21 protein-coding genes are annotated in these 21,666 nt (G+C 55.7%); 11 read left to right on the top strand and 10 right to left on the bottom strand.

Annotation, left to right across the window (positions count from 1 at the left end; translation table 11 throughout):
• Together arnB and I6L58_RS14085 are read right to left on the bottom strand one after the other, a co-directional pair.
• Entirely contained in the window at nucleotides 1-1,140 is a 1,140-nt protein-coding gene (gene arnB, locus I6L58_RS14090) for a UDP-4-amino-4-deoxy-L-arabinose aminotransferase (protein WP_088209254.1), read from the bottom strand.
• A 324-nt stretch (nucleotides 1,141-1,464) separates the two neighbouring features.
• Nucleotides 1,465-1,971 (bottom strand): phenolic acid decarboxylase, encoded by a 507-nt coding sequence (locus I6L58_RS14085; RefSeq protein WP_006177976.1) that lies wholly within the window; start codon nucleotides 1,969-1,971, stop codon nucleotides 1,465-1,467.
• A gap of 99 nt (nucleotides 1,972-2,070) precedes the next feature.
• Here I6L58_RS14085 and I6L58_RS14080 point away from each other — a divergent pair, with 99 nt between their 5' ends.
• Together I6L58_RS14080 and I6L58_RS14075 are read left to right on the top strand one after the other, a co-directional pair.
• Nucleotides 2,071-2,931, top strand: coding sequence for a LysR family transcriptional regulator (locus tag I6L58_RS14080; RefSeq protein ID WP_006177977.1), 861 nt, complete (start codon nucleotides 2,071-2,073; stop codon nucleotides 2,929-2,931).
• 54 nt (nucleotides 2,932-2,985) lie between these two features.
• Complete coding sequence (locus I6L58_RS14075; RefSeq protein ID WP_006177979.1) at nucleotides 2,986-3,780, top strand: SDR family NAD(P)-dependent oxidoreductase; 795 nt, start codon at nucleotides 2,986-2,988, stop codon at nucleotides 3,778-3,780.
• Between the two features lie 5 nt (nucleotides 3,781-3,785).
• On the opposite strand, the gene I6L58_RS14070 is transcribed toward I6L58_RS14075, so the two are convergent.
• On the bottom strand, nucleotides 3,786-4,313 hold the full coding sequence (locus tag I6L58_RS14070) for an NlpC/P60 family protein (protein ID WP_006177980.1): 528 nt from the start codon (nucleotides 4,311-4,313) through the stop codon (nucleotides 3,786-3,788).
• Between the two features lie 240 nt (nucleotides 4,314-4,553).
• Here I6L58_RS14070 and I6L58_RS14065 point away from each other — a divergent pair, with 240 nt between their 5' ends.
• Nucleotides 4,554-5,213, top strand: a complete 660-nt coding sequence (locus I6L58_RS14065; RefSeq protein WP_006177982.1) for an HAD family hydrolase — start codon at nucleotides 4,554-4,556, stop codon at nucleotides 5,211-5,213.
• Between the two features lie 69 nt (nucleotides 5,214-5,282).
• On the opposite strand, the gene I6L58_RS14060 is transcribed toward I6L58_RS14065, so the two are convergent.
• Nucleotides 5,283-6,308: a TerC/Alx family metal homeostasis membrane protein gene (locus tag I6L58_RS14060; RefSeq protein ID WP_088209255.1), complete on the bottom strand. Its 1,026-nt coding sequence runs from the start codon at nucleotides 6,306-6,308 to the stop codon at nucleotides 5,283-5,285.
• Between the two features lie 19 nt (nucleotides 6,309-6,327).
• Complete coding sequence (locus I6L58_RS14055) at nucleotides 6,328-7,521, bottom strand: BaiN/RdsA family NAD(P)/FAD-dependent oxidoreductase (RefSeq protein ID WP_088209256.1); 1,194 nt, start codon at nucleotides 7,519-7,521, stop codon at nucleotides 6,328-6,330.
• Nucleotides 7,522-7,750: 229 nt separating this feature from the next.
• Here I6L58_RS14055 and pitA point away from each other — a divergent pair, with 229 nt between their 5' ends.
• The 3 genes from pitA (at nucleotide 7,751) to I6L58_RS14040 (ending at nucleotide 10,975) form a co-directional block, all read left to right on the top strand.
• Nucleotides 7,751-9,250, top strand: a complete 1,500-nt coding sequence (gene pitA, locus I6L58_RS14050) for an inorganic phosphate transporter PitA (protein WP_006177986.1) — start codon at nucleotides 7,751-7,753, stop codon at nucleotides 9,248-9,250.
• 335 nt (nucleotides 9,251-9,585) lie between these two features.
• Nucleotides 9,586-10,290: a hypothetical protein gene (locus I6L58_RS14045; RefSeq protein WP_058609753.1), complete on the top strand. Its 705-nt coding sequence runs from the start codon at nucleotides 9,586-9,588 to the stop codon at nucleotides 10,288-10,290.
• Nucleotides 10,291-10,495: 205 nt separating this feature from the next.
• The gene (locus tag I6L58_RS14040) at nucleotides 10,496-10,975 is read left to right on the top strand and encodes an Hcp family type VI secretion system effector (RefSeq protein WP_058609751.1); all 480 of its coding nucleotides are present in this window, start codon (nucleotides 10,496-10,498) and stop codon (nucleotides 10,973-10,975) included.
• 171 nt (nucleotides 10,976-11,146) lie between these two features.
• On the opposite strand, the gene uspB is transcribed toward I6L58_RS14040, so the two are convergent.
• Nucleotides 11,147-11,482: a universal stress protein UspB gene (uspB, locus tag I6L58_RS14035; protein WP_006177990.1), complete on the bottom strand. Its 336-nt coding sequence runs from the start codon at nucleotides 11,480-11,482 to the stop codon at nucleotides 11,147-11,149.
• 283 nt (nucleotides 11,483-11,765) lie between these two features.
• Here uspB and uspA point away from each other — a divergent pair, with 283 nt between their 5' ends.
• The gene (uspA, locus tag I6L58_RS14030) at nucleotides 11,766-12,203 is read left to right on the top strand and encodes a universal stress protein UspA (protein ID WP_003861223.1); all 438 of its coding nucleotides are present in this window, start codon (nucleotides 11,766-11,768) and stop codon (nucleotides 12,201-12,203) included.
• A 90-nt stretch (nucleotides 12,204-12,293) separates the two neighbouring features.
• On the opposite strand, the gene rsmJ is transcribed toward uspA, so the two are convergent.
• The 3 genes from rsmJ to I6L58_RS23000 all read right to left on the bottom strand — a co-directional run bounded on the left by rsmJ (nucleotide 12,294) and on the right by I6L58_RS23000 (nucleotide 15,306).
• Nucleotides 12,294-13,046, bottom strand: a complete 753-nt coding sequence (gene rsmJ / locus I6L58_RS14025; RefSeq protein WP_088209257.1) for a 16S rRNA (guanine(1516)-N(2))-methyltransferase RsmJ — start codon at nucleotides 13,044-13,046, stop codon at nucleotides 12,294-12,296.
• Between the two features lie 7 nt (nucleotides 13,047-13,053).
• Nucleotides 13,054-15,096, bottom strand: coding sequence for an oligopeptidase A (prlC, locus tag I6L58_RS14020; protein WP_088209258.1), 2,043 nt, complete (start codon nucleotides 15,094-15,096; stop codon nucleotides 13,054-13,056).
• 87 nt (nucleotides 15,097-15,183) lie between these two features.
• Entirely contained in the window at nucleotides 15,184-15,306 is a 123-nt protein-coding gene (locus tag I6L58_RS23000; RefSeq protein WP_006177994.1) for a hypothetical protein, read from the bottom strand.
• Here I6L58_RS23000 and I6L58_RS14015 point away from each other — a divergent pair.
• The 4 genes from I6L58_RS14015 to I6L58_RS14000 all read left to right on the top strand — a co-directional run bounded on the left by I6L58_RS14015 (nucleotide 15,305) and on the right by I6L58_RS14000 (nucleotide 19,973).
• A complete protein-coding gene (locus I6L58_RS14015; RefSeq protein WP_006177995.1) occupies nucleotides 15,305-16,147 on the top strand; it encodes a 23S rRNA (adenine(2030)-N(6))-methyltransferase RlmJ in 843 nt (280 codons plus the stop codon). The genes I6L58_RS23000 and I6L58_RS14015 overlap by 2 nt on opposite strands.
• A gap of 71 nt (nucleotides 16,148-16,218) precedes the next feature.
• Nucleotides 16,219-17,571 (top strand): glutathione-disulfide reductase, encoded by a 1,353-nt coding sequence (gene gorA / locus I6L58_RS14010; protein WP_088209259.1) that lies wholly within the window; start codon nucleotides 16,219-16,221, stop codon nucleotides 17,569-17,571.
• 172 nt (nucleotides 17,572-17,743) lie between these two features.
• Nucleotides 17,744-18,031: a hypothetical protein gene (locus tag I6L58_RS14005; RefSeq protein WP_006178000.1), complete on the top strand. Its 288-nt coding sequence runs from the start codon at nucleotides 17,744-17,746 to the stop codon at nucleotides 18,029-18,031.
• Between the two features lie 292 nt (nucleotides 18,032-18,323).
• Nucleotides 18,324-19,973 (top strand): alpha,alpha-trehalase, encoded by a 1,650-nt coding sequence (locus tag I6L58_RS14000; RefSeq protein WP_042322257.1) that lies wholly within the window; start codon nucleotides 18,324-18,326, stop codon nucleotides 19,971-19,973.
• Between the two features lie 57 nt (nucleotides 19,974-20,030).
• Here I6L58_RS14000 and I6L58_RS13995 read toward each other — a convergent pair whose 3' ends face one another.
• Nucleotides 20,031-21,620, bottom strand: coding sequence for an STY4199 family HEPN domain-containing protein (locus I6L58_RS13995; protein WP_088209260.1), 1,590 nt, complete (start codon nucleotides 21,618-21,620; stop codon nucleotides 20,031-20,033).
• Nucleotides 21,621-21,666: the final 46 nt, after the last annotated feature.

Here is a 21,666-nt window from a genome sequence, read left to right as displayed (position 1 = left end):
TCAATGTCCTGCAAGCTGATGGAGCGCGGTAATGACGCGGGTTGTGTCGTCATGGGTCATGTCCGGGAAAAGAGGAAGGGAACAAATGCGCGCGCTATTCCATTCGGCGTTCGGCAGTGAGACATCCGGGAAACGCTCGCGGTAGTATTTTTGCGTGTGTGCCGCGCGAAAGTGCAGGCCGGTGCCAATGCCCTTCTCTTTCAGCGCGGCCATCAGGCCATCGCGGGATATCCCACAGCGCGCTTCATCCACGCGAATGATAAACAGGTGCCACGCATGCAAGTGCGGCCACGCCGGAATGCGCAGCGGCTGGAAGGGCGTATCAGAGAGTTCATGCAGGTAGCGGTCGGCAATGTCGCGGCGACGCCGGTTGGCCTCTCCGAGCTTGCCCAGCTGCACCAGCGCCAGCGCGGCGTTGATATCCGCCAGGTTGTATTTGAAGCCGGGGGTAATGACCTCCGCCTGCGGCGCGCGGCCATGGGTCTGCCGGTCATAGGCATCCACGCCCAGGCCGTGAAACTTCAGGCTGCGGATGTTCTGCGCCAGCTGTTCATCGTCCGTGACCACCAGCCCGCCCTCGGCGCAGGTCATGTTTTTGATGGCGTGGAAGGAGAAGATCGCCGTGCCCTGATGGCCGACGTGCTGGCTTTTGTAGTAGGTTCCTGCGGCGTGTGCGGCGTCTTCCACCACCGGAATACCGTGGCGTTCAGCGATGGCACGGATCCCGTCGATATCACACGGCGCGCCGGCATAATGGACCGGCACAATCGCTTTGGTGCGGGGCGTTATCGCCGCCTCGACCGCCTGCGGCGTGACCATCAGCGTATCCCGGTCGACATCGATCATCACTGGCGTCGCGCCCAGCAGAACGATCATGTTCAGCGTCGACACCCAGGTCAGGGAAGGGGTGATCACCTCGTCGCCGGGGCCAATGCCCAGCGCCATCAGCGTAACGTGCATCCCGGCGGTGGCGGAGCTGACGGCAATAGCGTGGCGGTTGCCCGTCAGCGTGCAAAATGCCTCTTCAAGCGCCTGGTTTTTGGGGCCTGTGGTGATCCAGCCAGAGGTTAATACCTCCTGCAGCGCCGCTAATTCCTCCGGCCCCATCGACGGGCGGGAAAAAGGCAAGAAATCACTCATCTTTAATTTCCTTGAGATGTGAAAAGCTTTTTTTGGATATTAACCAAAAGCCGGTCCGTTTATTTCAACGAACCATAAACTCATCTCAAGGTAATGCTGATTTCTTAGGAAAAAATTAAGAAAGGAGTTATTTAAAGGCGGGAATTCAATTTAAACCATTAGTAAACAATAAGTTAGTATTAAGATGAATTATTTAATTTGTGCGCTGCGTTAACATTTGAAAATATTTTCCTAAACCGAAGGTCAACCAATAAAAGAAAATCCCGGCCATTTGAATAAATAACAAATGCGCCGGGAACTTTTCATTTACGTTAATTGTCGCGCTTAGTTTAAATTAGCGGGAAAGTTTTCTGGCAGCTCGCTGGCTGCGCAGGCAATAACGCTGTCATCATTTGGACCACAGTCTCGCACAAAGGTGATGGTCGCAAATTCATCGATAACCTCTGTCGGATAGGCCGGGCCGGCATCGCGATAGGCATTCATCTCTGGAATGTGATCGTTCTGGAAGCAGACGGTTTTTTCCGGATTATTCATCACCCAGCGTGGGAAGAAGATGGTGCCGTGGAACAATTTGTCGCCCAGGTTCGCAATCAGGCTGACGTCGGTACCGGTAGGTTCGGTCCAGGAGATTTTGTAGATGCTTTCCCCAACACGAACGATATACGCCTGCTGATCTTTAACCCAGCGGTTGCCCACCAGACCGCTGTGGATACGGTAGTCGAGGGTATTTTCGTTTTTGACGTAAATTTCGTAGTTCCAGCCGTTATCGTAGGTATAGACCAGGTGTTTACCCACAAAGCCGCTTAAGTCGTGTTTGTCGAAGTTGCTCATAATGTGTCTCCTTTGTTTTGATGAACGTATCGTACCCCTTCAAAAATCAAATGAATAACGCTATGTTTGAATCAAATTAATTCAAAATTTAGATGATTTATGCACAAGACAACGCTTGAACAGTGGTCATTACTGGAAAAAGTGGTGGAAGCCGGCAGCTTTGCCAAAGCGGCAGAGCTGACAAACCGCAGCCAGTCATCCGTAAGCTACAACCTCTCTTTACTGCAGGAGCGCATCGGCGTGGCGCTGCTGGTGGCGGAAGGGAGACGGGCCGTATTGACGCCCGCCGGGGAGCAGCTGCTGAGCCAGGTGAAACCCCTGCTTAAAGGCTTTACCTACCTGGAGACGCGCGCGGCCACCCTGCGTAGCGGGATGCGCACCCGCATCGACTTAATGGTAGACAGTATTTTCCCCCGCCGCCGCCTGTTTGCCATTTTGCGTCAGTTCCAGCAGCGCTATCCGCACACGCAGGTCCGGCTGACCGAGGTGCTGGAAAACGCCAGCATTGACGTGGCCGCCAGTGAAGCCGACATCATGGTGTTAACCCGGCGTCAGGACATCACCGGGCTGGGCGAATGGCTGATGAACATCGATTTTGTCGCCGTTGCCCATCGTGACCATCCGCTATTTACCCTCGACGCACCGCTTAACGATGACATGCTGCGCCCGTGGCCGCTGATCCAGATTGCCGATAGCCACACGGCGGCGCGGGACACGGGCGGCTCCTGGACCTTCTCCACTATCGATGCCGCCATCGAAGCGGTGATTTCACAGGTGGGCTACGGCTGGCTGCCGGAGGAGCGCATCCAGACCCAGCTTGAACAGGGGGTGCTTAAAACGCTGCCGCTTAGCCACGGCGTGCGTCGCGCCACGCCGCTGCATCTGATTGTGAAACGCACGCTCACGCCGCTGGACGAGCAGGTCGAGACGCTGCTGCGCCTTTTTAGCCCGGCTCCGTAAATTGCACCTGCTACGCTTTATGGTCTGAATGTTGATAACGATAAGGAGCCGATAATGAAAATCGATTTTGCGGGGAAAGTGGCGCTGGTCACCGCCTCAACGGGTGGAATTGGGTTTGCCATCGCCAGGGGGCTGGCTGAAAGCGGCGCAGAGGTGATCGTTAACGGCCGGAGCACTGAGTCGGTCAACCAGGGAATTCAGGCGCTCCAGCAGGTGGTGCCGGGCGTACAGGTTCGCGCGGCGATTGCCGACCTCAGCACGCAGGAGGGCGTCGATAGCCTTCTGAAGGTGGCCCCGAGCGTCGATATTCTGGTGAATAACGCGGGCATTTACGGGCCGCAGGATTTTTATTCCACCGACGACGAGACCTGGGAACGCTACTGGCAAACCAATGTGATGTCCGGCGTGCGCCTTGCGCGTGCCCTGCTGCCGGGCATGGTGCAGAAAGGCTGGGGCCGCGTGGTGTTTATCTCATCGGAATCCGCCCGCAATATTCCGGCAGACATGATCCACTATGGCGTAACCAAAACGGCGCAGCTCTCGCTGGCGCGCGGGCTGGCAAAATTTGTTGCGGGAAGCGGCGTGACGGTAAACAGCGTTCTGCCCGGCCCGACGATGTCGGACGGCTTTGCCGCCATGATGAAAGACGAAATGGAAAAAACGGGCAAATCGCTGGAGCAGCTGGCAAAAGAGTTCGTGATGGCGAACCGCCCCAGCTCGGTTATCCAGCGGGCAGCAACGGTTGAGGAAGTCGCCAGTATGGTGATTTACGTCTGTTCAGAGCAGGCCTCCGCCACCTCCGGCGCCGCGTTGCGCGTGGATGGTGGCGTGGTGGATGACATCCTCTAAAGCCGTCAGGACAGGCTGCCCGCCACCCGGCGGGCGGTAATGTAGCGATCCTGCCAGTAGTTGTCGGTCAGGGTGGAAACTGTCACCCCCTGGCTGCTTGAGGCGTGAATAAACTGGCTGTTGCCAATGTATACCCCAACGTGTCGGCGGTGCGGCCCGGTCTGGAAGAAAACCAGATCGCCGGCTTTCAGGCGGTATTGCGCCACCTGCACGCCACGCTGGATCTGTTCCCCGGTCGTGCGCGGCAGCGTGAGATGCGCCGCGTCGCTGAACAGATGCTGCATCAGTGCCGAGCAATCCACCCCGCGATGCGTCGTGCCCCCCCACCGATACTGTGTCCCTTTCCATTTCTGGTATTGATCGATAATTCGGGAACGTAGCGGCCCTGACGCCTGATGAACCAGCGCCGCACGGGCGGATGACGCCGCAAACGGGCTGTGCGGCAAGAGCATTGACGCAGGCAACTGAAAACTGAAGGCCGAAAACGAAGCAAAGGTTAACGAGAGTACTGAAATAAGATGTTTAAAATTCATAACCAAAAGCAGCAGTGAGTGATTTTTTCCTTACGCGTGGAGGCCAACGACCCCCTGAAAATATCTTTCGATGCGGCGATAATATAGACGGCTCACTTTTTACCCAATGTTTATCGGATCCAATTTCGGACAGGCTTGCCATGTCGCAAGATCGAGAAAAAAAGGCGTGTGGTTTACGGACTGTGGCGTTAAAACAGGTAAACTAATGAGCAGAATGTGTATTTCAGTTAAGACGTATTTATGACCAATATGATTGCCGACGAGGCCGTAGCCAAGTCCAGCGTCCTCTCAGTCTTTGACTTTGATGGAACATTGACGCACCACGACAGCTTTATCCCCTTCCTGCGTTTCGCGTTTGGCAAGCGTTACTTCGCGGGCCGCCTGGTACGGATGGCGCTTCCTACGCTTCACTGTGTACGCCGCAGGTTAACGCGTGATGAGCTGAAAGAGGTGCTCATCAGGACGTTCCTGACGGGGGTGGATGAGCGCTGGTTACGCCAGCAGGCGGAAGCGTTTTGCGAAAAATACTGGAACAAGCTGATGCGCCCGGAAGGGGTGATGGCCGTGGCAGCAGAGGTCAATTCGGGTGCGGAAGTGACCATTTGCTCGGCGTCTCCGGCCCTGGTGCTGCAGCCGTGGGCGGACAAGCTCGGCATTAAGTTGATTGGTACTCAGCTTGAAGTGAAAGACGGCAAGCTGACCGGGCGGATCACCGGGCATAACTGCCGCTGTGCGCAGAAGGTCGCGCGCCTGGAAAAAGTGTATGGCAACCTGAGCGACTACCACCTGCGAGCCTGGGGCGATACCCGTGGCGACCACGAACTGCTGGCGGCCGCCCAGGACCCGCACTGGCGGCATTTCCATCACCCGCGCAAGCGTCGCAATTCGCCGATCAAGTAATCTTTGACGCCGGGTGGCGGCTGCGCCTTACCCGGCCTACGTTAGCATCGCAGGCCGGGTAAGCAAACATCAGGCTTCACGTTTTCCCGGGAACATCACGCTCGCAATAATCCCCAGCGCCAGCACGCCCAATACCACGAACAGGCTGGCCGTCGCGCCAATGCTGTAGCCGTGGTGCCAGAAGTGGTCGGTAGCATTCAGCCCCAGCTTAAACGCCACAAAGAACAGCAGCAGGACAACCGCTTTCTCCAGATGAACCAGGTACTGCTTCAGCGCCTCGAGCACGAAGTAGAGCGTACGCAGGCCCAGAATGGCGAACATCATCGCGCTGTAGATAATCAGCGGCTCACGACTCACGGCGATGATCGCCGGAACGGAGTCAAACGCGAACATCACGTCGGACAACTCTACCACCGCCACGCAGAGCAGCAGCGGCGTGGCGTAGCGCTTCGCCTTTTTCACGCGCCCGACCATGACGTCGCGGTTTTCCGGTTTTTCCAGCTCCGCATCCACCTCTTTCTGCGTCAGGATAAATTTGTTGCTGCTGATTTTCGGCCAGACCGGATAAAAACGCTTCACCAGCCGATAGGCCAGATGGCCGGAGTAGTCCTCGACCTCATCGCTATCTTCGTTGCGTCTGAGCATCATGACCGCCGTCCAGCCGACAACCAGCGCGAAAATCACCTCTACGTATGGCCCCAAGCTCAGCAGGCTGGTGCCGATGGCAACGAAGATCCCGCGGAACACAATCGCCCCCAGCACGCCCCAGTAGAGCACGCGGTGACGGTATTTATCCGGCACGCCGAACCAGGCAAAAATCGCCATCATCACAAACAGGTTATCGACGGAGAGCACCTCTTCCAGCGCGTAACCGGTCAGGAACAGGCTCGCCATCTCCGCACCGTGATGCACATACAGGAACCCGGCGAACGCCATCGCCATCATGACCCAGAAGATGGACCACATCGCGGCGCTTTTCAGTGAGACAGGTTTATCGTGACGGTGCATAAAGAGGTCGATAAACATCGCCCCAACGGCCATCACCACAAAGACAACAACGGTTTCCGTTGGGAAACCGAGATGAGCAGAGGACATACGTCTTTCCTTAAAAAAATTATTCAGCGGCCAGCGCCTGCGCGCAGGCCCAGGCACTTGACCATGCCCACTGGAAGTTATAGCCACCCAGCCAGCCGGTGACATCCACCACTTCGCCGATAAAGTAGAGGCCCTTCACGTCACGCGCCTCCATGGTGCGGGACGATAACCCGTCCGTATCCACGCCGCCAAGCGTCACTTCTGCCGTGCGGTAGCCTTCGGTACCGTTAGGCTGAACGCGCCAGTGGGTCAGCGTGTCGACCAGCGCCTGCTGCTCGCGGCCATTAAGCTGCTTGAGCGACACATCCGGGATTTGCCCCAAAAGCTGCAGGCACTCGACCAGACGCTTCGGTAGCTGCATCGCCAGGGTGTTTTTCAGGCTCTGGTTCGGATGCGCGGCGCGCTGCTCGCTGAGGAAGCTGTCGAGATCGCAGTCCGGCAGCAGATTGACGGTCACGAACTCACCCGGCTGCCAGTAGCTGGAGATCTGCAACACCGCCGGGCCTGATAACCCGCGATGGGTAAAGAGTAGATTCTCGCGGAACATCGTGCCGTTTTCTGCGGTAACAATCGAAGGCACCGAGACGCCAGACAGCGTCTGAAGTTGCTCCAGCAAGGGTTTATGCAGGGTGAACGGAACCAGCCCGGCGCGCGTGGGCAGCACCTTCAGGCCGAACTGCTCAGCCACCTTGTAGCCAAACGGCGATGCGCCCAGACCGGGCATCGACAGGCCGCCGCTGGCGATCACCAGATTGTCAGCGCTAACCGTTTCACCGTTGAGCTGCAGCGTATAGCCCTGCTCGTCACGGGACACCGCCAGCACCTCGGTGCGCAGACGCGTCACCACGCCGCCCTTCTCACACTCGGCTACCAGCATATCGACAATCTGCTGCGCAGAGTCATCGCAGAACAGCTGTCCCAGCGTCTTTTCGTGCCAGGCGATGCCGTGCTTGCCCACCAGGTCGATAAAATCCCACTGGGTGTACCGCGCCAGCGCCGATTTGCAAAAATGACGGTTTTGGCTCAGATAGGCCGCGGGTTCAACGTACAGGTTGGTAAAGTTGCAGCGCCCGCCGCCCGACATCAGGATCTTACGGCCTGGTTTTTTACCGTTATCCAGCAGCAACACGCGACGACCCGCCTGTCCGGCCATTGCCGCACAAAACATACCCGCCGCACCGGCGCCAATTACCACGGCATCAAACCTTTCCACGTCTAAATCCTCATCGTTAACTGCCGCGGATTGTAAAGTTTCCTATGTGGTCACACCAGCGTAAAAAGATATTACAAAGCCATTCCATTGAAATTTAACGAATAACCTTTCTGGCACATTTCTCAAAACAGGTGGTATGTCAAAAAAAGTCTATATTTCACTTTGCCCGTTGCGCATTTGTCCTGGATAATGCGCCGCGTTCATGTCCTCCAAAATGGCGTAACGTCCTATGCTACATTTGTTTGCTGGCCTGGATTTACATACCGGGCTTTTACTCTTGCTTGCTCTGGTTTTTGTACTGTTTTACGAAGCGATCAACGGCTTCCACGACACTGCAAACGCAGTAGCAACGGTTATCTACACTCGCGCAATGCGATCGCAACTGGCGGTTGTTATGGCGGCGGTATTTAACTTTTTTGGTGTCCTCCTGGGCGGACTGAGCGTTGCGTATGCCATCGTGCACATGCTGCCAACGGATCTGCTTCTTAACGTTAGTTCTGGCCATGGTCTTGCCATGGTGTTCTCAATGCTGCTTGCTGCAATTATCTGGAACCTCGGTACCTGGTATTTCGGCCTGCCTGCATCCAGTTCTCACACCCTCATCGGCGCGATTATCGGTATCGGGTTAACCAATGCCCTGATGACCGGTACCTCCGTCGTTGATGCGTTGAATATCCCGAAAGTACTGGGGATTTTTGCCTCGCTGATCGTTTCCCCGATTGTCGGTCTGGTGGTTGCGGGGGGATTAATTTTCATCCTGCGTCGCTACTGGAGCAACACGAAGAAGCGCGCACGTATCCACCTGACGCCAGCAGAGCGTGAAAAGAAAGACGGCAAGAAAAAGCCGCCGTTCTGGACGCGTATTGCCCTGATCATTTCCGCTATCGGCGTGGCGTTTTCACACGGTGCGAACGACGGTCAGAAAGGCATTGGTCTGGTGATGCTGGTCCTGATTGGCGTGGCCCCGGCAGGTTTCGTGGTGAACATGAATGCCTCCGGCTACGAAATCACCCGTACCCGTGATGCGGTCAACAACGTTGAAGTTTACTTCCAGCAGCACCCACAGCTGTTGAAGAAAGCGACTGGCGTTGACCAGCTGATCCCTTCTCCGGAAGCGGGCGCAACCACGGCACCTGGCGAGTTCCACTGCCATCCGGCAAACGCAATTAACGCGCTGGAACGTGCAAAAGTTATGCTGGGCGATATCGAAAGTTACGACAAACTGCCGGTTGAACAACGTGGTCAGCTGCGCCGTATCATGCTCTGCATCTCCGACATCACCGATAAAGTGGCGAAGCTGCCGGAAGTAAATGCTGACGACCAGCGTCTGCTGAAGAAACTGAAAGGCGATATGCTCAGCACCATCGAGTACGCGCCAATCTGGATCATCATGGCTGTCGCGCTGGCGCTGGGTATCGGTACGATGATTGGCTGGCGTCGTGTGGCGACCACCATCGGTGAGAAGATCGGTAAGAAAGGCATGACCTATGCGCAGGGGATGTCCGCGCAGATGACGGCGGCAGTTTCTATCGGTCTGGCAAGCTACACCGGTATGCCGGTTTCAACCACCCACGTACTCTCCTCGTCCGTGGCAGGTACCATGATTGTTGACGGCGGCGGTCTGCAGCGCAAAACCGTGACCAACATTCTGATGGCCTGGGTATTCACCCTGCCGGCCTCTATCCTGCTGTCCGGCGGTTTGTACTGGCTTTCCCTCAAGCTGCTGTAATCGGCTAAGAGCGACAAAAAGCGGGTCAGGAAACTGACCCGCTTTTTTTAAGCTTACGGTGACGAAGCGAGAGAAAATAGATGTCAAAGAGAAAAAGATAAGTTCATTCACAAAACTAATTAATCTGATCGTTGATATTTTTGGCACTTAACTTGTTTAGTGCGATAACGTCTATCTTCCAGATAAGCCAATTTTTATCGTTTAATACCCTTAATAAATAACAGTGGACAAACCCATTCCCCACGCAAATATATAGTCACATCAATCGCTTTAATTTGAATCTCTCGAAGCTTGAGCGTACATTATTAAAACCACACCATCTGGATGGCTTTAATATGCAAGCATCTGATTATTTGAAGATGAGGTTTCAGAGCGACAGGCAACTGGCTATTTATGCGCAGCAAGGCGTTGCAGGGACAGCGAGGGCACTAAAGGGGATCGGTTCTGATATCTACTCAGGAATGGAGCGTGTTAGCTGGTATTCATCATGCTTTATCCCCAGATTTTACGATGTGTGTGATGAGCTTATCTCAGAAGAAAAGAGAATGTATCTTTCTATAGTGTCTATTTACCGTTATCGAAATGTAATAGCACACATGCTCTTTCTTTATTTTGAACGTGTAATAACAGATTCTGACACTGGCAATAAACAAAATCGCGTTCGCAAGACAGATTCAACAGTCGCGGGGCTTATTAACACTATTCCGACAAGCAAGGCTGCGCGATTAGCAATAGCGCTGGCGCTCGCCACATCCCTTTCACAAACCGAGCTCCTCTCTGAGATGGTCGCTGAACGACTTGCACGCCGCGTACCTCATGTTGTCATGGCACTTCAGCTGATGGGCACGGACCAGAAGTGCGCTCTTGCTGCTCGTCGCTTGAAAACAATAGACCCCAACTATTACGCCATCCTCTATGCTGCCCAACTTGAGATGCTTTATTACTTTTTAGAGCCCTTCCTGTCAGAGATCATAAAGAAGGTGCAGATGGGATTCTATAGGGATTTCGATGCGATTTATAACGACTTAAAGGACAAATAATATGTTTAAGAGTCTGCTATCCATCCTGTTTACGGATATATTATTCCCCATTTATATTTTTGCATGCGCCTCTTTGTTCCTGTGGTTGATGCCTGATCACTGGGTAGTACTCACATTCATTGCTATCGTCGTATTTATTATTGTTCACCCGATAATTTTTGGCCGCTTCGATAAGTACGACTGAACGTTATAAAAAGGAGTTTTCATGTCAAATCCGGCTTATTTGTTTCTCACAGATGAAAATGGTTCTCCTATGGTTGGACCTTGCCTTGTGTCAGGGCGTGTAGGTGCCATTGAACTCAAATCATTCACTCATAATGTCAGTATCCCCGTCGATGGAAATACCGGAAAATTGACGGGCACGCGAATCCACATGCCTGTCATGTTCCAGAAGGAATTTGACCGTGTAACGCCGATTTTATTCCGGGCGTTAAGTACGGGGAGGACGCTCCAGTCAGCCACCATAAAGATGTATCAGATTAACGAGGCGGGTTTTGAGCAGGAGTATTTTAATATCCTTTTGGAAGGTGTAAAAATAACGTCAATCACACCCGATCTGTTTCCGGGCGCAAGCACCGGTACACACCTTGAAACGGTTCTCATACGCTATGAGAAAATCACATGGAAGCATTGCGACGGAAACGTCATCTACAGTGACGCCTGGAATGAACGCGCCACGTACTAAAATGGGACTGACAAAAAATCCCCTCTTGTAGTGTTTACAGTGAAGACGCAGTCAACTGATATTGGTGAGGTCAGTATCCTCTGCGAGCAGGCAAAAGCCTCCGGGCTCTGTTTTACGATGACACCCAGAATCACATGAACAAAGGCGAGGCTTACCTCGCCTTTTTTAGGCTCAGTGCCAAATCATCAGTGCAACCATACTCACTACAACCAGGCCGCACAGGGCGCTGGTCAGAATGAACTGACGACGCAGGCGTTCGCAGCGACGGATAAATTCGTCATCATGATGGTCGCGATAGCGCTGGTAATAGATATACCCCACCAGACGCATCTGTTTGCTGGGCTGTCCATGCGAGGTGAAGAATCCTCCCCCGTCCACATACTGATAAAGCAACGGATCGCAACCACGAAGTACCACTAATAGCGCACGTAACGATGAGAAGTAGCGCGCCATATTCACTATGCAAACCACGCATAACGCCCAAAACAATGCGACGGTGCTAATCATACATCCTCCCCGGCGCCCGCCCACGAAGAAAGCCTTCTGAGCTACCGCACCCCAATGCCCTGACAGACAGTTCAGTGAAAGAATGACTAAAAGTCGATCCGGTTCGCGTTTTAATATCCGAACGGCTCATTAAATAGTGTAGGAGATCCGTTAATTTTTTTGCCACAAGGTTAATCGTTATCAACACCAAAGCTTGATAATTTTGTTTAACTGGGCCGTAATGAAGGCATCAGACGACGGCTTTCTCTTTTAGTCATCGATAACTTAAGGAAGGAGTAACACTATGGCTTACAAACACATTCTCATCGCGGTAGACCTCTCACCTGAGAGCAAAGTGCTGGTTGATAAAGCGGTATCCATGGCACGCCCTTACAACGCGAAAGTTTCCCTGATTCACGTTGACGTGAATTACTCCGATCTCTATACCGGCCTGATTGACGTGAATCTCGGTGATATGCAAAAACGCATCTCCGAAGAGACACACCATGCCCTGAGCGAGCTGTCCACCAACGCAGGTTACCCTATCACCGAAACCTTAAGCGGTAGCGGCGATCTGGGCCAGGTGCTGGTTGATGCGATTAAGAAATACGATATGGACCTGGTGGTATGCGGTCATCACCAGGACTTCTGGAGCAAGCTGATGTCCTCCGCGCGCCAGCTGATCAACACCGTTCACGTGGATATGTTGATTGTTCCACTGCGTGACGAAGAAGACGAGTAAATGCATAACGCCCGGTGGCGCTCACGCTTACCGGGCCTACAAGCGGCATTGAACGTAGGCCGGGTAAGGCGCAGCCGCCACCCGGCTTTTTTACTCCGGCGTACCGGAATAAATATCGAACCGGTGGCCTTTCGTGGTCACCGCGTTGGTGGTCGCGACATCCGCCAGCGGCGGCGCGTAGTCCGGGCGTTTTACCACCACACGCTTTGTCGCCAGCAGACGAGCAGGCGCCAGCAGGCCATCCGCATCCAAATCCGGCCCCACCAGCGACTGAAACACCCGCATCTCTTTCTTCACCAGCGCACTTTTCTGCTTATGCGGGAACATGGGGTCAAGATAGACCACCTGCGGGCGTGGCGTGATGTCGGTGAGCGCCGTCAGGCTTGAGGCGTGGATCAGCTGCAGGCGCTCCTGCAGCCACGGACCAATCTCCGGGTCGGCATAACCGCGCGCCAGGCCATCGTCCAGAAGCGCGGCCACCACCGGATTGCGTTCCAGCATCCGCACGCGGCACCCGACCGAGGCCAGCACAAAGGCGTCGCGCCCCAGTCCCGCCGTGGCATCCACCACGTCCGGCAGATAACTGCCCTTAATGCCGACCGCTTTCGCCACCGCCTCGCCGCGACCGCCGCCAAATTTGCGTCGGTGCGCCATTGCCCCGCCGACAAAATCGACAAAAATCCCGCCGAGCTTCGGCTCGTCGCGCTTACGCAGTTCAAGATGCGCGGGCGTCATCACCAGCGCCATCAGGTTCTCTTCATCGTGCTCCAGCCTCCAGCGGGCCGCCAGAACAGATAAGGCGCCGTCTCCGGCGCCTGATTCATCTACTAAGCAGATCTTCACGTAACAATCAGCCTTTGATCCCGTAATGCTCCAGCATGGCATCCAGCTTCGGCTCACGGCCACGGAAGCGTTTGAACAGCGCCATCGGCTCTTCAGACCCGCCGCGCGTCAGGATGTTATCGAGGAACGACTGACCGGTTTCGCGGTTGAAAATGCCTTCCTCTTCGAAGCGAGAGTATGCGTCTGCAGCCAGCACGTCAGCCCACAGGTAACTGTAGTAACCCGCCGCGTAGCCGCCCGCAAAGATGTGGCTGAACGCGTGCGGGAAGCGGCCCCAGGTTGGCCCCGGAATAACGGCGACCTGTTTCTTAATTTCGGCCAGCGTTTCAAGGATTTTCGCCCCTTGCTCCGGGCTGAACTCGGCGTGCAGGCGGAAGTCGAACAGGCCGAACTCCAGCTGGCGCAGAATAAACATTGCCGCCTGGTAGTTTTTCGCCGCCAGCATTTTATCCAGCAGTTCTTTTGGCAGCGGTTCGCCGGTCTCATAGTGGCCGGAGATAAACGCCAGCGCGTCCGGCTCCCAGCACCAGTTTTCCATAAACTGGCTCGGCAGCTCGACCGCATCCCACGGTACACCGCTGATACCGGCAACGCCCGCGGTTTCGATGCGGGTCAGCATGTGGTGCAGACCGTGGCCGAACTCGTGGAACAGGGTGATCACTTCGTCGTGGGTAAACAGCGCAGGTTTGCCGCTCACCGGACGGTTGAAGTTACAGGTCAGGTAGGCAACCGGCTTTTGCAGAGTACCGTCCGCTTTACGCATCTGGCCCACGCAGTCATCCATCCACGCCCCGCCGCGCTTGTTCTCACGCGCGTAAAGGTCCAGGTAGAAACTGCCGCGCAGTTCGTTTTTCTCGTCATACAGTTCGAAGAAACGCACGTCCGGATGCCAGACGTCGATATCTTTACGCTCTTTGGCGGTGATGCCGTAGATGCGTTGCACCACTTCGAACAGGCCGTTTACGGCTTTGTTTTCCGGGAAGTACGGGCGCAGCTGCTCGTCGCTGATGCTGTAAAGGTGCTGTTTCTGTTTTTCACTGTAGTAAGCGATGTCCCACGGCTGCAGTTCGTCTACGCCAAACTCGGCCCTCGCGAAGGCGCGCAACTGGGCCAGCTCTTTCTCACCCTGTGGACGGGCGCGTTTCGCGAGATCCGTCAGGAAGTCGAGCACCTGCTGCGGGTTCTCCGCCATTTTGGTCGCGAGGGACTTGTCGGCATAGTTTTCAAAGCCCAGCAGCTGCGCCAGCTCGTGACGCAGGGCGAGGATCTCGGCCATGACCGGGCTGTTGTCCCATTTGCCCGCGTTTGGCCCCTGGTCGGACGCGCGGGTGCTGTAGGCGCGGTACATCTCTTCACGCAACGCCTGGTTGTCGCAGTAGGTCATCACCGGCAGATAGCTCGGGATATCCAGCGTCAGCAGGAAACCGTCCTGCTCTTTGGCTTCGGCCTGTGCTTTCGCCGCCGCCAGCGCGCTTTCCGGCATCCCCGCAAGCTCGGCTTCGTCGGTAATTAGCTTCGTCCAGCCCATGGTGGCGTCGAGCACGTTGTTGCTGTACTGGTTGCCCAGCTCGGACAGACGCGCGGCGATTTCGCCGTAGCGCTTCTGCTTCTCTTTTGGCAGGCCAATCCCGGATAGCTCGAAATCACGCAGCGCGTTATCAACCGATTTTTTCTGCGCGGTATTGAGCGATGCGTAATGATCGCCGTCGCGCAGGTCGCGGTACGCTTTGTACAGTCCTTCGTGCTGACCAACCCAGGTGCTGTACTCCGAGAGCAGCGGCAGGGTTTGTTCATAGGCTTCGCGCAGTTCCGGGCTGTTTTTCACCGAGTTCAGGTGGCTGACCGGGGAGAAAATACGTCCCAGCACGTCGTCCACTTCGGCCAGCGGCTGACACAGATTTTCCCAGGTGTACGGCGCGCCCTGCGCTACCACGCTCTCTACCGCCGCGCGGCAGTTTTCCAGCGATTGGGTAACGGCTGGAACCACATGCTCGGGCAGAATTTTAGAAAACGGTGGCAACGAAAAAGGCGTCAGTAATGGATTGGTCATAAACGCTGTCCTGTTGAAATGAGTGAATGAAGCGCGCATCCGGCGCTGTGCATATTGTTTGTGTAATGGGGATAAGTGTAGAGGATTTCAATGCCAGCCGTAGCGGAAAAGCGCCCGGTGACGCTGCGCTTCGCGGGCCTGCGGGTAATCTGTTCCGATCTGCTGTAAACTGTGGCAAATCGTCATTTTCAGCGGAATATCACTATCCATGCTCAGTTATCGCCACAGCTTTCACGCAGGCAACCACGCCGACGTTCTTAAACATACCGTTCAGAGCCTGATCATCGAGTCGCTCAAAGAGAAAGATAAGCCGTTTCTCTATCTGGACACCCACGCCGGCGCGGGCCGTTATCAGCTGAGCGGCGAGCACGCCGAGCGTACCGGTGAATATCTGGAAGGCATTGCCCGCGTCTGGCAGCAGGACGATTTGCCCGCCGAGCTGGAGCCATACATCGGCGTGGTGAATCACTTCAACCGCAGCGGCCAGCTGCGTTACTACCCGGGTTCACCGCTGATTGCCCGCCAGCTGCTGCGCGAGCAGGACAGCATTCAACTGACCGAGCTGCACCCGAGCGACTTCCCGCTGCTGCGCGCTGAATTTCAGAAAGATAACCGCGCCCGCGTCGATAAAGCCGATGGCTACCAGCAGCTGAAAGCCAAATTGCCACCGGTTTCGCGCCGTGGTCTGGTGCTGATCGACCCGCCGTACGAAATTAAAACCGACTATCAGGCGGTGGTGACCGGCATTCACGAAGGCTATAAACGCTTTGCGACCGGCACCTACGCCCTGTGGTACCCGGTGGTGCTGCGCGCGCAAATCAAGCGCATGATTAAAGATCTGGAAGCTACCGGCATCCGCAAAATCCTGCAGATTGAGCTGGCGGTGCGCCCGGACAGCGACCAGCGCGGCATGACCGCCTCCGGCATGATTGTAATTAACCCGCCGTGGAAGCTCGAAGCGCAAATGAACAACGTGCTGCCCTGGCTGCACAAAACGCTGGTGCCCGCGGGTACAGGCCACGCCACCGTCAGCTGGATCGTGCCTGAGTAATCGCAGTCATTGGTGGAACCAATTGATTTCAGGTATACAATCGCGGCAATTCACGATTAAGGATAAAAGCTATGACTAAGCATTATGACTACATCGCAATCGGCGGCGGCAGCGGCGGCATCGCCTCGATCAACCGTGCGGCCATGTACGGCCAGAAGTGTGCGCTGATTGAAGCCAAAGCGCTGGGCGGCACCTGCGTGAACGTGGGCTGTGTACCGAAAAAAGTGATGTGGCATGCGGCGCAAATCCGTGAAGCTATCCATATGTATGGCCCGGACTACGGCTTCGATACCACCCTCAATAGCTTTGACTGGGACAAGCTGATCGCCAGCCGTACCGCTTACATCGACCGGATCCATACCTCGTACGATAACGTGCTGGGCAAGAACAACGTCGACGTGATCCGCGGTTTCGCCCGTTTCGTCGATGCGAAAACGATCGAAGTGAACGGCGAGACGATCACCGCCGATCATATCCTGATCGCCACCGGCGGCCGTCCGAGCCACCCGGACATTCCGGGCGCGGAATACGGCATTGATTCTGACGGCTTCTTCGAGCTGCCTGCCCTGCCAAAACGCGTTGCGGTGGTCGGCGCGGGGTATATCGCGGTTGAGCTGGCGGGCGTGATCAACGGCCTGGGCGCTGAAGCGCATCTGTTCGTCCGTAAACACGCGCCGCTGCGCAGCTTTGACCCGCTGATCGTCGAAACGCTGGTGGAAGTGATGAACGCCGAAGGTCCAGCGCTGCATACCCATGCCATACCGAAAGCCGTGGTGAAAAATGACGACGGCAGCCTGACCCTGACGCTGGAAGACGGCCGCAGCCAGACCGTGGACTGCCTGATCTGGGCGATTGGTCGCGAACCGGCGAACGATACCTTTAACCTGGCGGTTACCGGCGTGAAAACCGATGAAAAAGGTTACATCGTCGTCGATAAATTCCAGAACACCAGCGTACCGGGCATTTATGCGGTAGGCGACAACACCGGTGCGGTTGAACTGACGCCGGTTGCCGTGGCAGCAGGCCGCCGTCTCTCCGAGCGTCTGTTTAACAACAAGCCGGACGAGCATCTGGACTACAGCAACATCCCGACCGTGGTCTTCAGCCACCCGCCAATTGGCACCGTGGGCTTAACCGAACCGCAGGCGCGCGAGCAGTATGGCGATGACCAGGTGAAAGTGTATAAATCGTCCTTTACGGCGATGTACACCGCCGTTACCTCTCACCGTCAACCGTGCCGCATGAAGCTGGTCTGCGTTGGCGCGGACGAGAAGATTGTCGGTATTCACGGCATTGGCTTTGGTATGGACGAGATCCTGCAGGGCTTTGCGGTGGCGCTGAAAATGGGCGCAACGAAGAAAGATTTCGACAACACCGTGGCAATCCACCCGACGGCAGCGGAAGAGTTTGTCACCATGCGCTGATCGGACTTTACCGCGACAAAAACCGGCCCGCGGGCCGGTTTTTTTATGCCTGTGCCGAGTAAACCCAGCGGGTGTACAAACGGTAACAAATTTAACCGCGACGCGCGGTGGAATTAACTAATCTTAGAAGGCGCTACGCGCTTGCCTGTTACTACGGATAAAGATTAGAGATATGAAAATGCACGTTAAGATCACCGCCAAACTGATGGCCAAAATGCACCTCGTCCTCGCCCTGGTATGGGCGATACTGACTATTCCGACCCTGCTGTGGTGGAAAAACAGTATTCTGTGGGTCTCATTAATGAGTATTTATGCCATCGTTATTTCCCATCTGGCCGCGTATAGCGCCGCCCATGCGGAAAAAGCCGCCAGCAAGGCGATGGAAAAAAGTGAAGGTGCCAACCAGAAAGCACATCAAGCCGCTACCAGCCTTTCAGGCGATGCGCGACAGGCGCATTAAGCCCTGTATGAAAGCGTAAAAAACGCTGAGAATAGCGCTGGCGACAAGGGCATTTACCGTGAGCGCGGAATACTGAATGCTCTGAATTTTATTCCTGCCCTGTTCCCGAAAATTCACCATTAACGATTTATTAATCAATGAGATATTGAATTTTCAGCGTATTGACAACCGTTATGAAAGCGTGATCAACCGCACACTTCGCACCGCATTAACCGAAGCGAATGTCTACGCTTAAAAGATGACCGGGAAAAACCCGTATTTGTTACGACAAAAACCGGAGGTCCTGAACACCATGTTCAACCAGAAACTACAGATTGTTGAGGATATCGAGTTCGACATTGCAGAAGAGCTGCGCTACGAAACCGATCCCTGTGAGTTAAAACTGGATGAGATGATCGAGGCAGAGCCGGAACCGGAAATGATTGAAGGGCTGCCGGCGTCCGATGCCCTGACGCCCGCAGACCGCTACCTTGAACTGTTTGAACACGTCCAGTCGTCGCGACTGTTTGCGGACAGCAAAACCTTCCCTGACTGCGCGCCCAAAATGGATCCGCTGGATATTCTGATCCGCTACCGTAAGGTGCGTCGCCATCGTGATTTTGACCTGGCGCGGTTCGTGGAAAATCATTTCTGGATGCCGGAGGACTACAGCAAAGAGTATATTTCGGACCCCGGCCTGTCCCTGAAAGAGCACATTGATAACCTGTGGCCGGTGCTGACGCGCGAGCCGCAGGATCACATTCCCTGGTCATCGCTGCTGGCGCTGCCCCAGGCCTATATCGTGCCCGGCGGACGCTTCAGCGAGACCTACTACTGGGACTCCTATTTCTCCATGCTGGGTCTGGCGGAGAGTGGCCGTAACGACCTGCTGAAATGCATGGCGGATAACTTCGCCTGGCTGATTGAACGTTACGGGCATATTCCCAACGGCAACCGTACCTACTACCTCAGCCGCTCTCAGCCACCGGTGTTTGCGCTGATGGTGGAGCTGTTCGAAGAGGATGGCGTGCGCGGTGCAAAGCGTTATCTTGATCACCTGAAAATGGAATATGCCTTCTGGATGGACGGCGCGGAGTCGCTGCTGCTCAACCAGGCCTATCGCAGCGCGGTGCGTATGCCGGACGGCTCGTTGCTGAACCGCTACTGGGACGACCGTGACACGCCGCGTGACGAATCCTGGATTGAGGATGTGGAAACGGCCCGTCATTCTGGCCGTCCGCCGAATGAAGTCTATCGTGACCTGCGCGCGGGCGCGGCCTCCGGCTGGGACTACTCCTCCCGCTGGCTGCGGGATCCGGGTCGGCTTGCCAGCATCCGGACCACCCAGTTTATCCCGATCGATTTGAACGCTTTCCTGTTCAAACTGGAAAGCGCGATCGCCAATATTTCGGCATCGAAAGGGGATAAAGAGACCGCCGAACAGTTCCGCCAGAAGGCCAGCGACCGCCGTGCCGCGGTGAACCGCTATCTGTGGGATGAAGAAAACGGCTGTTATCGCGATTACGACTGGCGACGCGAGGAGATGGCGCTGTTCTCTGCGGCAAGCATTGTGCCGCTTTACGTCGGGATGGCCACGCACGAGCAGGCCGAGCGGCTGTCGGACACGGTGAAAGCGCGCCTGCTGACTCCGGGCGGCATTATGGCAACCGAGTATGAGACCGGCGAGCAGTGGGATAAGCCGAATGGCTGGGCACCGCTGCAGTGGATGGCGATCCAGGGCTTCAAACAGTACGGCAATGATTCGCTGGGCGATGAGATTGCGTGGAGCTGGCTGCAGACGGTCAACGTCTTCTACAAAACGCATCACAAGATGATTGAGAAGTACCACATCGCCAGCAGCACCCCGCGCGAAGGTGGCGGGGGGGAATATCCTCTGCAGGACGGATTCGGCTGGACCAACGGCGTGGTGCGCCGATTGATTGGGTTGTACGGAGAGCCGTGAGTGGGGTGCGGTCTGATGCCCTCACCCCGGCCCTCTCCCACTGGGAGAGGGAGAAAACTAGCGAATCACATCATAAATGGCGGTCTGAATAGACTGCCATTTTTTCGTTGTCGCATCCGGTTGTGCCAGCGCCCGGCGCTTCGCCATGTCCGCGTCGTGCTGCTGGCGCTTCACCACCGCCGGGACGGTGCAGAACGCTTTTAAAAATTGCTTACGCATTGATGTCAGTGGTTCACCGTTCGACATAGCGTGGCTAAGCGTGTTGATAAAGCGGCGGCACGGCTTCTGCTCGACCATCTGCGGGTGATAGCGCAGCAACAGCTCCAGCACGTCATCATAATCCGCTGACAGCGCCTGCTCTGTCCACGACACCTTCCAGTCCATCCCGCCCTGCAGGAACAGCAGCGCAACGCGGGTATCGTTACGGTTGATGGCGGAACGGAAGTTACTCTCGTCCCAGGTGACGCCCATCCGCGTCAGCGTCTCGCGCGAGGACGGGGTTTCGCGCATTTCCTGCGGCGGGGACGGCTCAGCGGCGCGTGCCGTGGCCTGCTGAGGTTTGCTGCTGGTGACCAGCCAAAATCCTCCGACGACAATGGCTATCACCATCACCCCCACGGCGCCCCACAGCGCGCCCGAGATAAGCTGCTCGCGCTGTTCAGGCGAACGCGGCGCGCGCTGGGTCGGTTTTTCAATGGTATCGCGCACTTCAAAGAGATCGCCGCCGGTGATACGGTCCATCTTCTGCGCATTTTCCCAGAAGGCATGCAGCCCGGCGGCATCCACCGCCATCAGCCCTGCCGGGTTGATACGGGTTCTCCCCTCTTCAAACGCGCGCTGTACGGGGCGGGTAATCTGGGAATAGTAGTTATCCAGCAGCTGAATTTGCGCCGGGCTCAGCGCCTGCTGTACCGTAATGTTATTGCGGATTTGCCGAATATCTTCGAGGAAGGTTTGCAGGGTTTTACGCGGCTCGACCAGCAAGGTCAGCATCATCGGGTCGTTAAACAATGACGCGTAATAGCGGCTAAATTCGCGTTTATCCACCAGCATTTGCGCCAGTTCGCTGAACATCATGCCGCTCAGGACGTCGTTAATTTCCCCCATTTTCAGCCAGCGGCGCACGCGGTCGGCGTTGAACAGGGTTTTAAGATGATTGTTCAGCCGGGTCGGATCGGGCCACGCCTGCTGGATCAGCCCTTTAATCATCAGCTCAATCGCCCGAACCTGCTTGTGCGCCTGCTGCTGTTGCAGCTCGCTACCGGGCATCAGGTCGGTACTGTAGGTCAGCAGCGGCTGTTGCAGGCGCAGGTGCTCCAGCGTGGTGACGAAGCGCATCGCGGCAATCAGCTGATTTTCGCTGACGTCCTGACCGCTTTCGTACTGCGGAACGCGCTGCTGCAGAAGGCGCAGCTGGAGCGTAAATTCCGACATTTCAGCGTCGTTCAGGTTGAGCTGCTTCGCCACGCCCGTCCATCCCCCCTGGGCCAGGCGGGCGCTGTCCAGCAGCTCAAGGAACCAGCGCGGATCTTTACCTTCAGAGACATGCACATTCAGGAGAAGTAATATTTCCACCGACGCCTGACGAATAACCGCCAGGCAGTGTTCAAACTGCTCACGAATATGATGTGATGTGCTGAGTGTCATTATTTTCCTTGAGAGGCAACGAATACACCAAAGTGGACCATGCGCA

Source organism: Enterobacter cancerogenus (genome assembly GCF_019047785.1).
GTDB lineage: Bacteria > Pseudomonadota > Gammaproteobacteria > Enterobacterales > Enterobacteriaceae > Enterobacter > Enterobacter cancerogenus.
The sequence above is the reverse complement of the archived record's forward strand: the minus strand, read 5'-3'. Positions and strand labels throughout refer to the sequence as shown.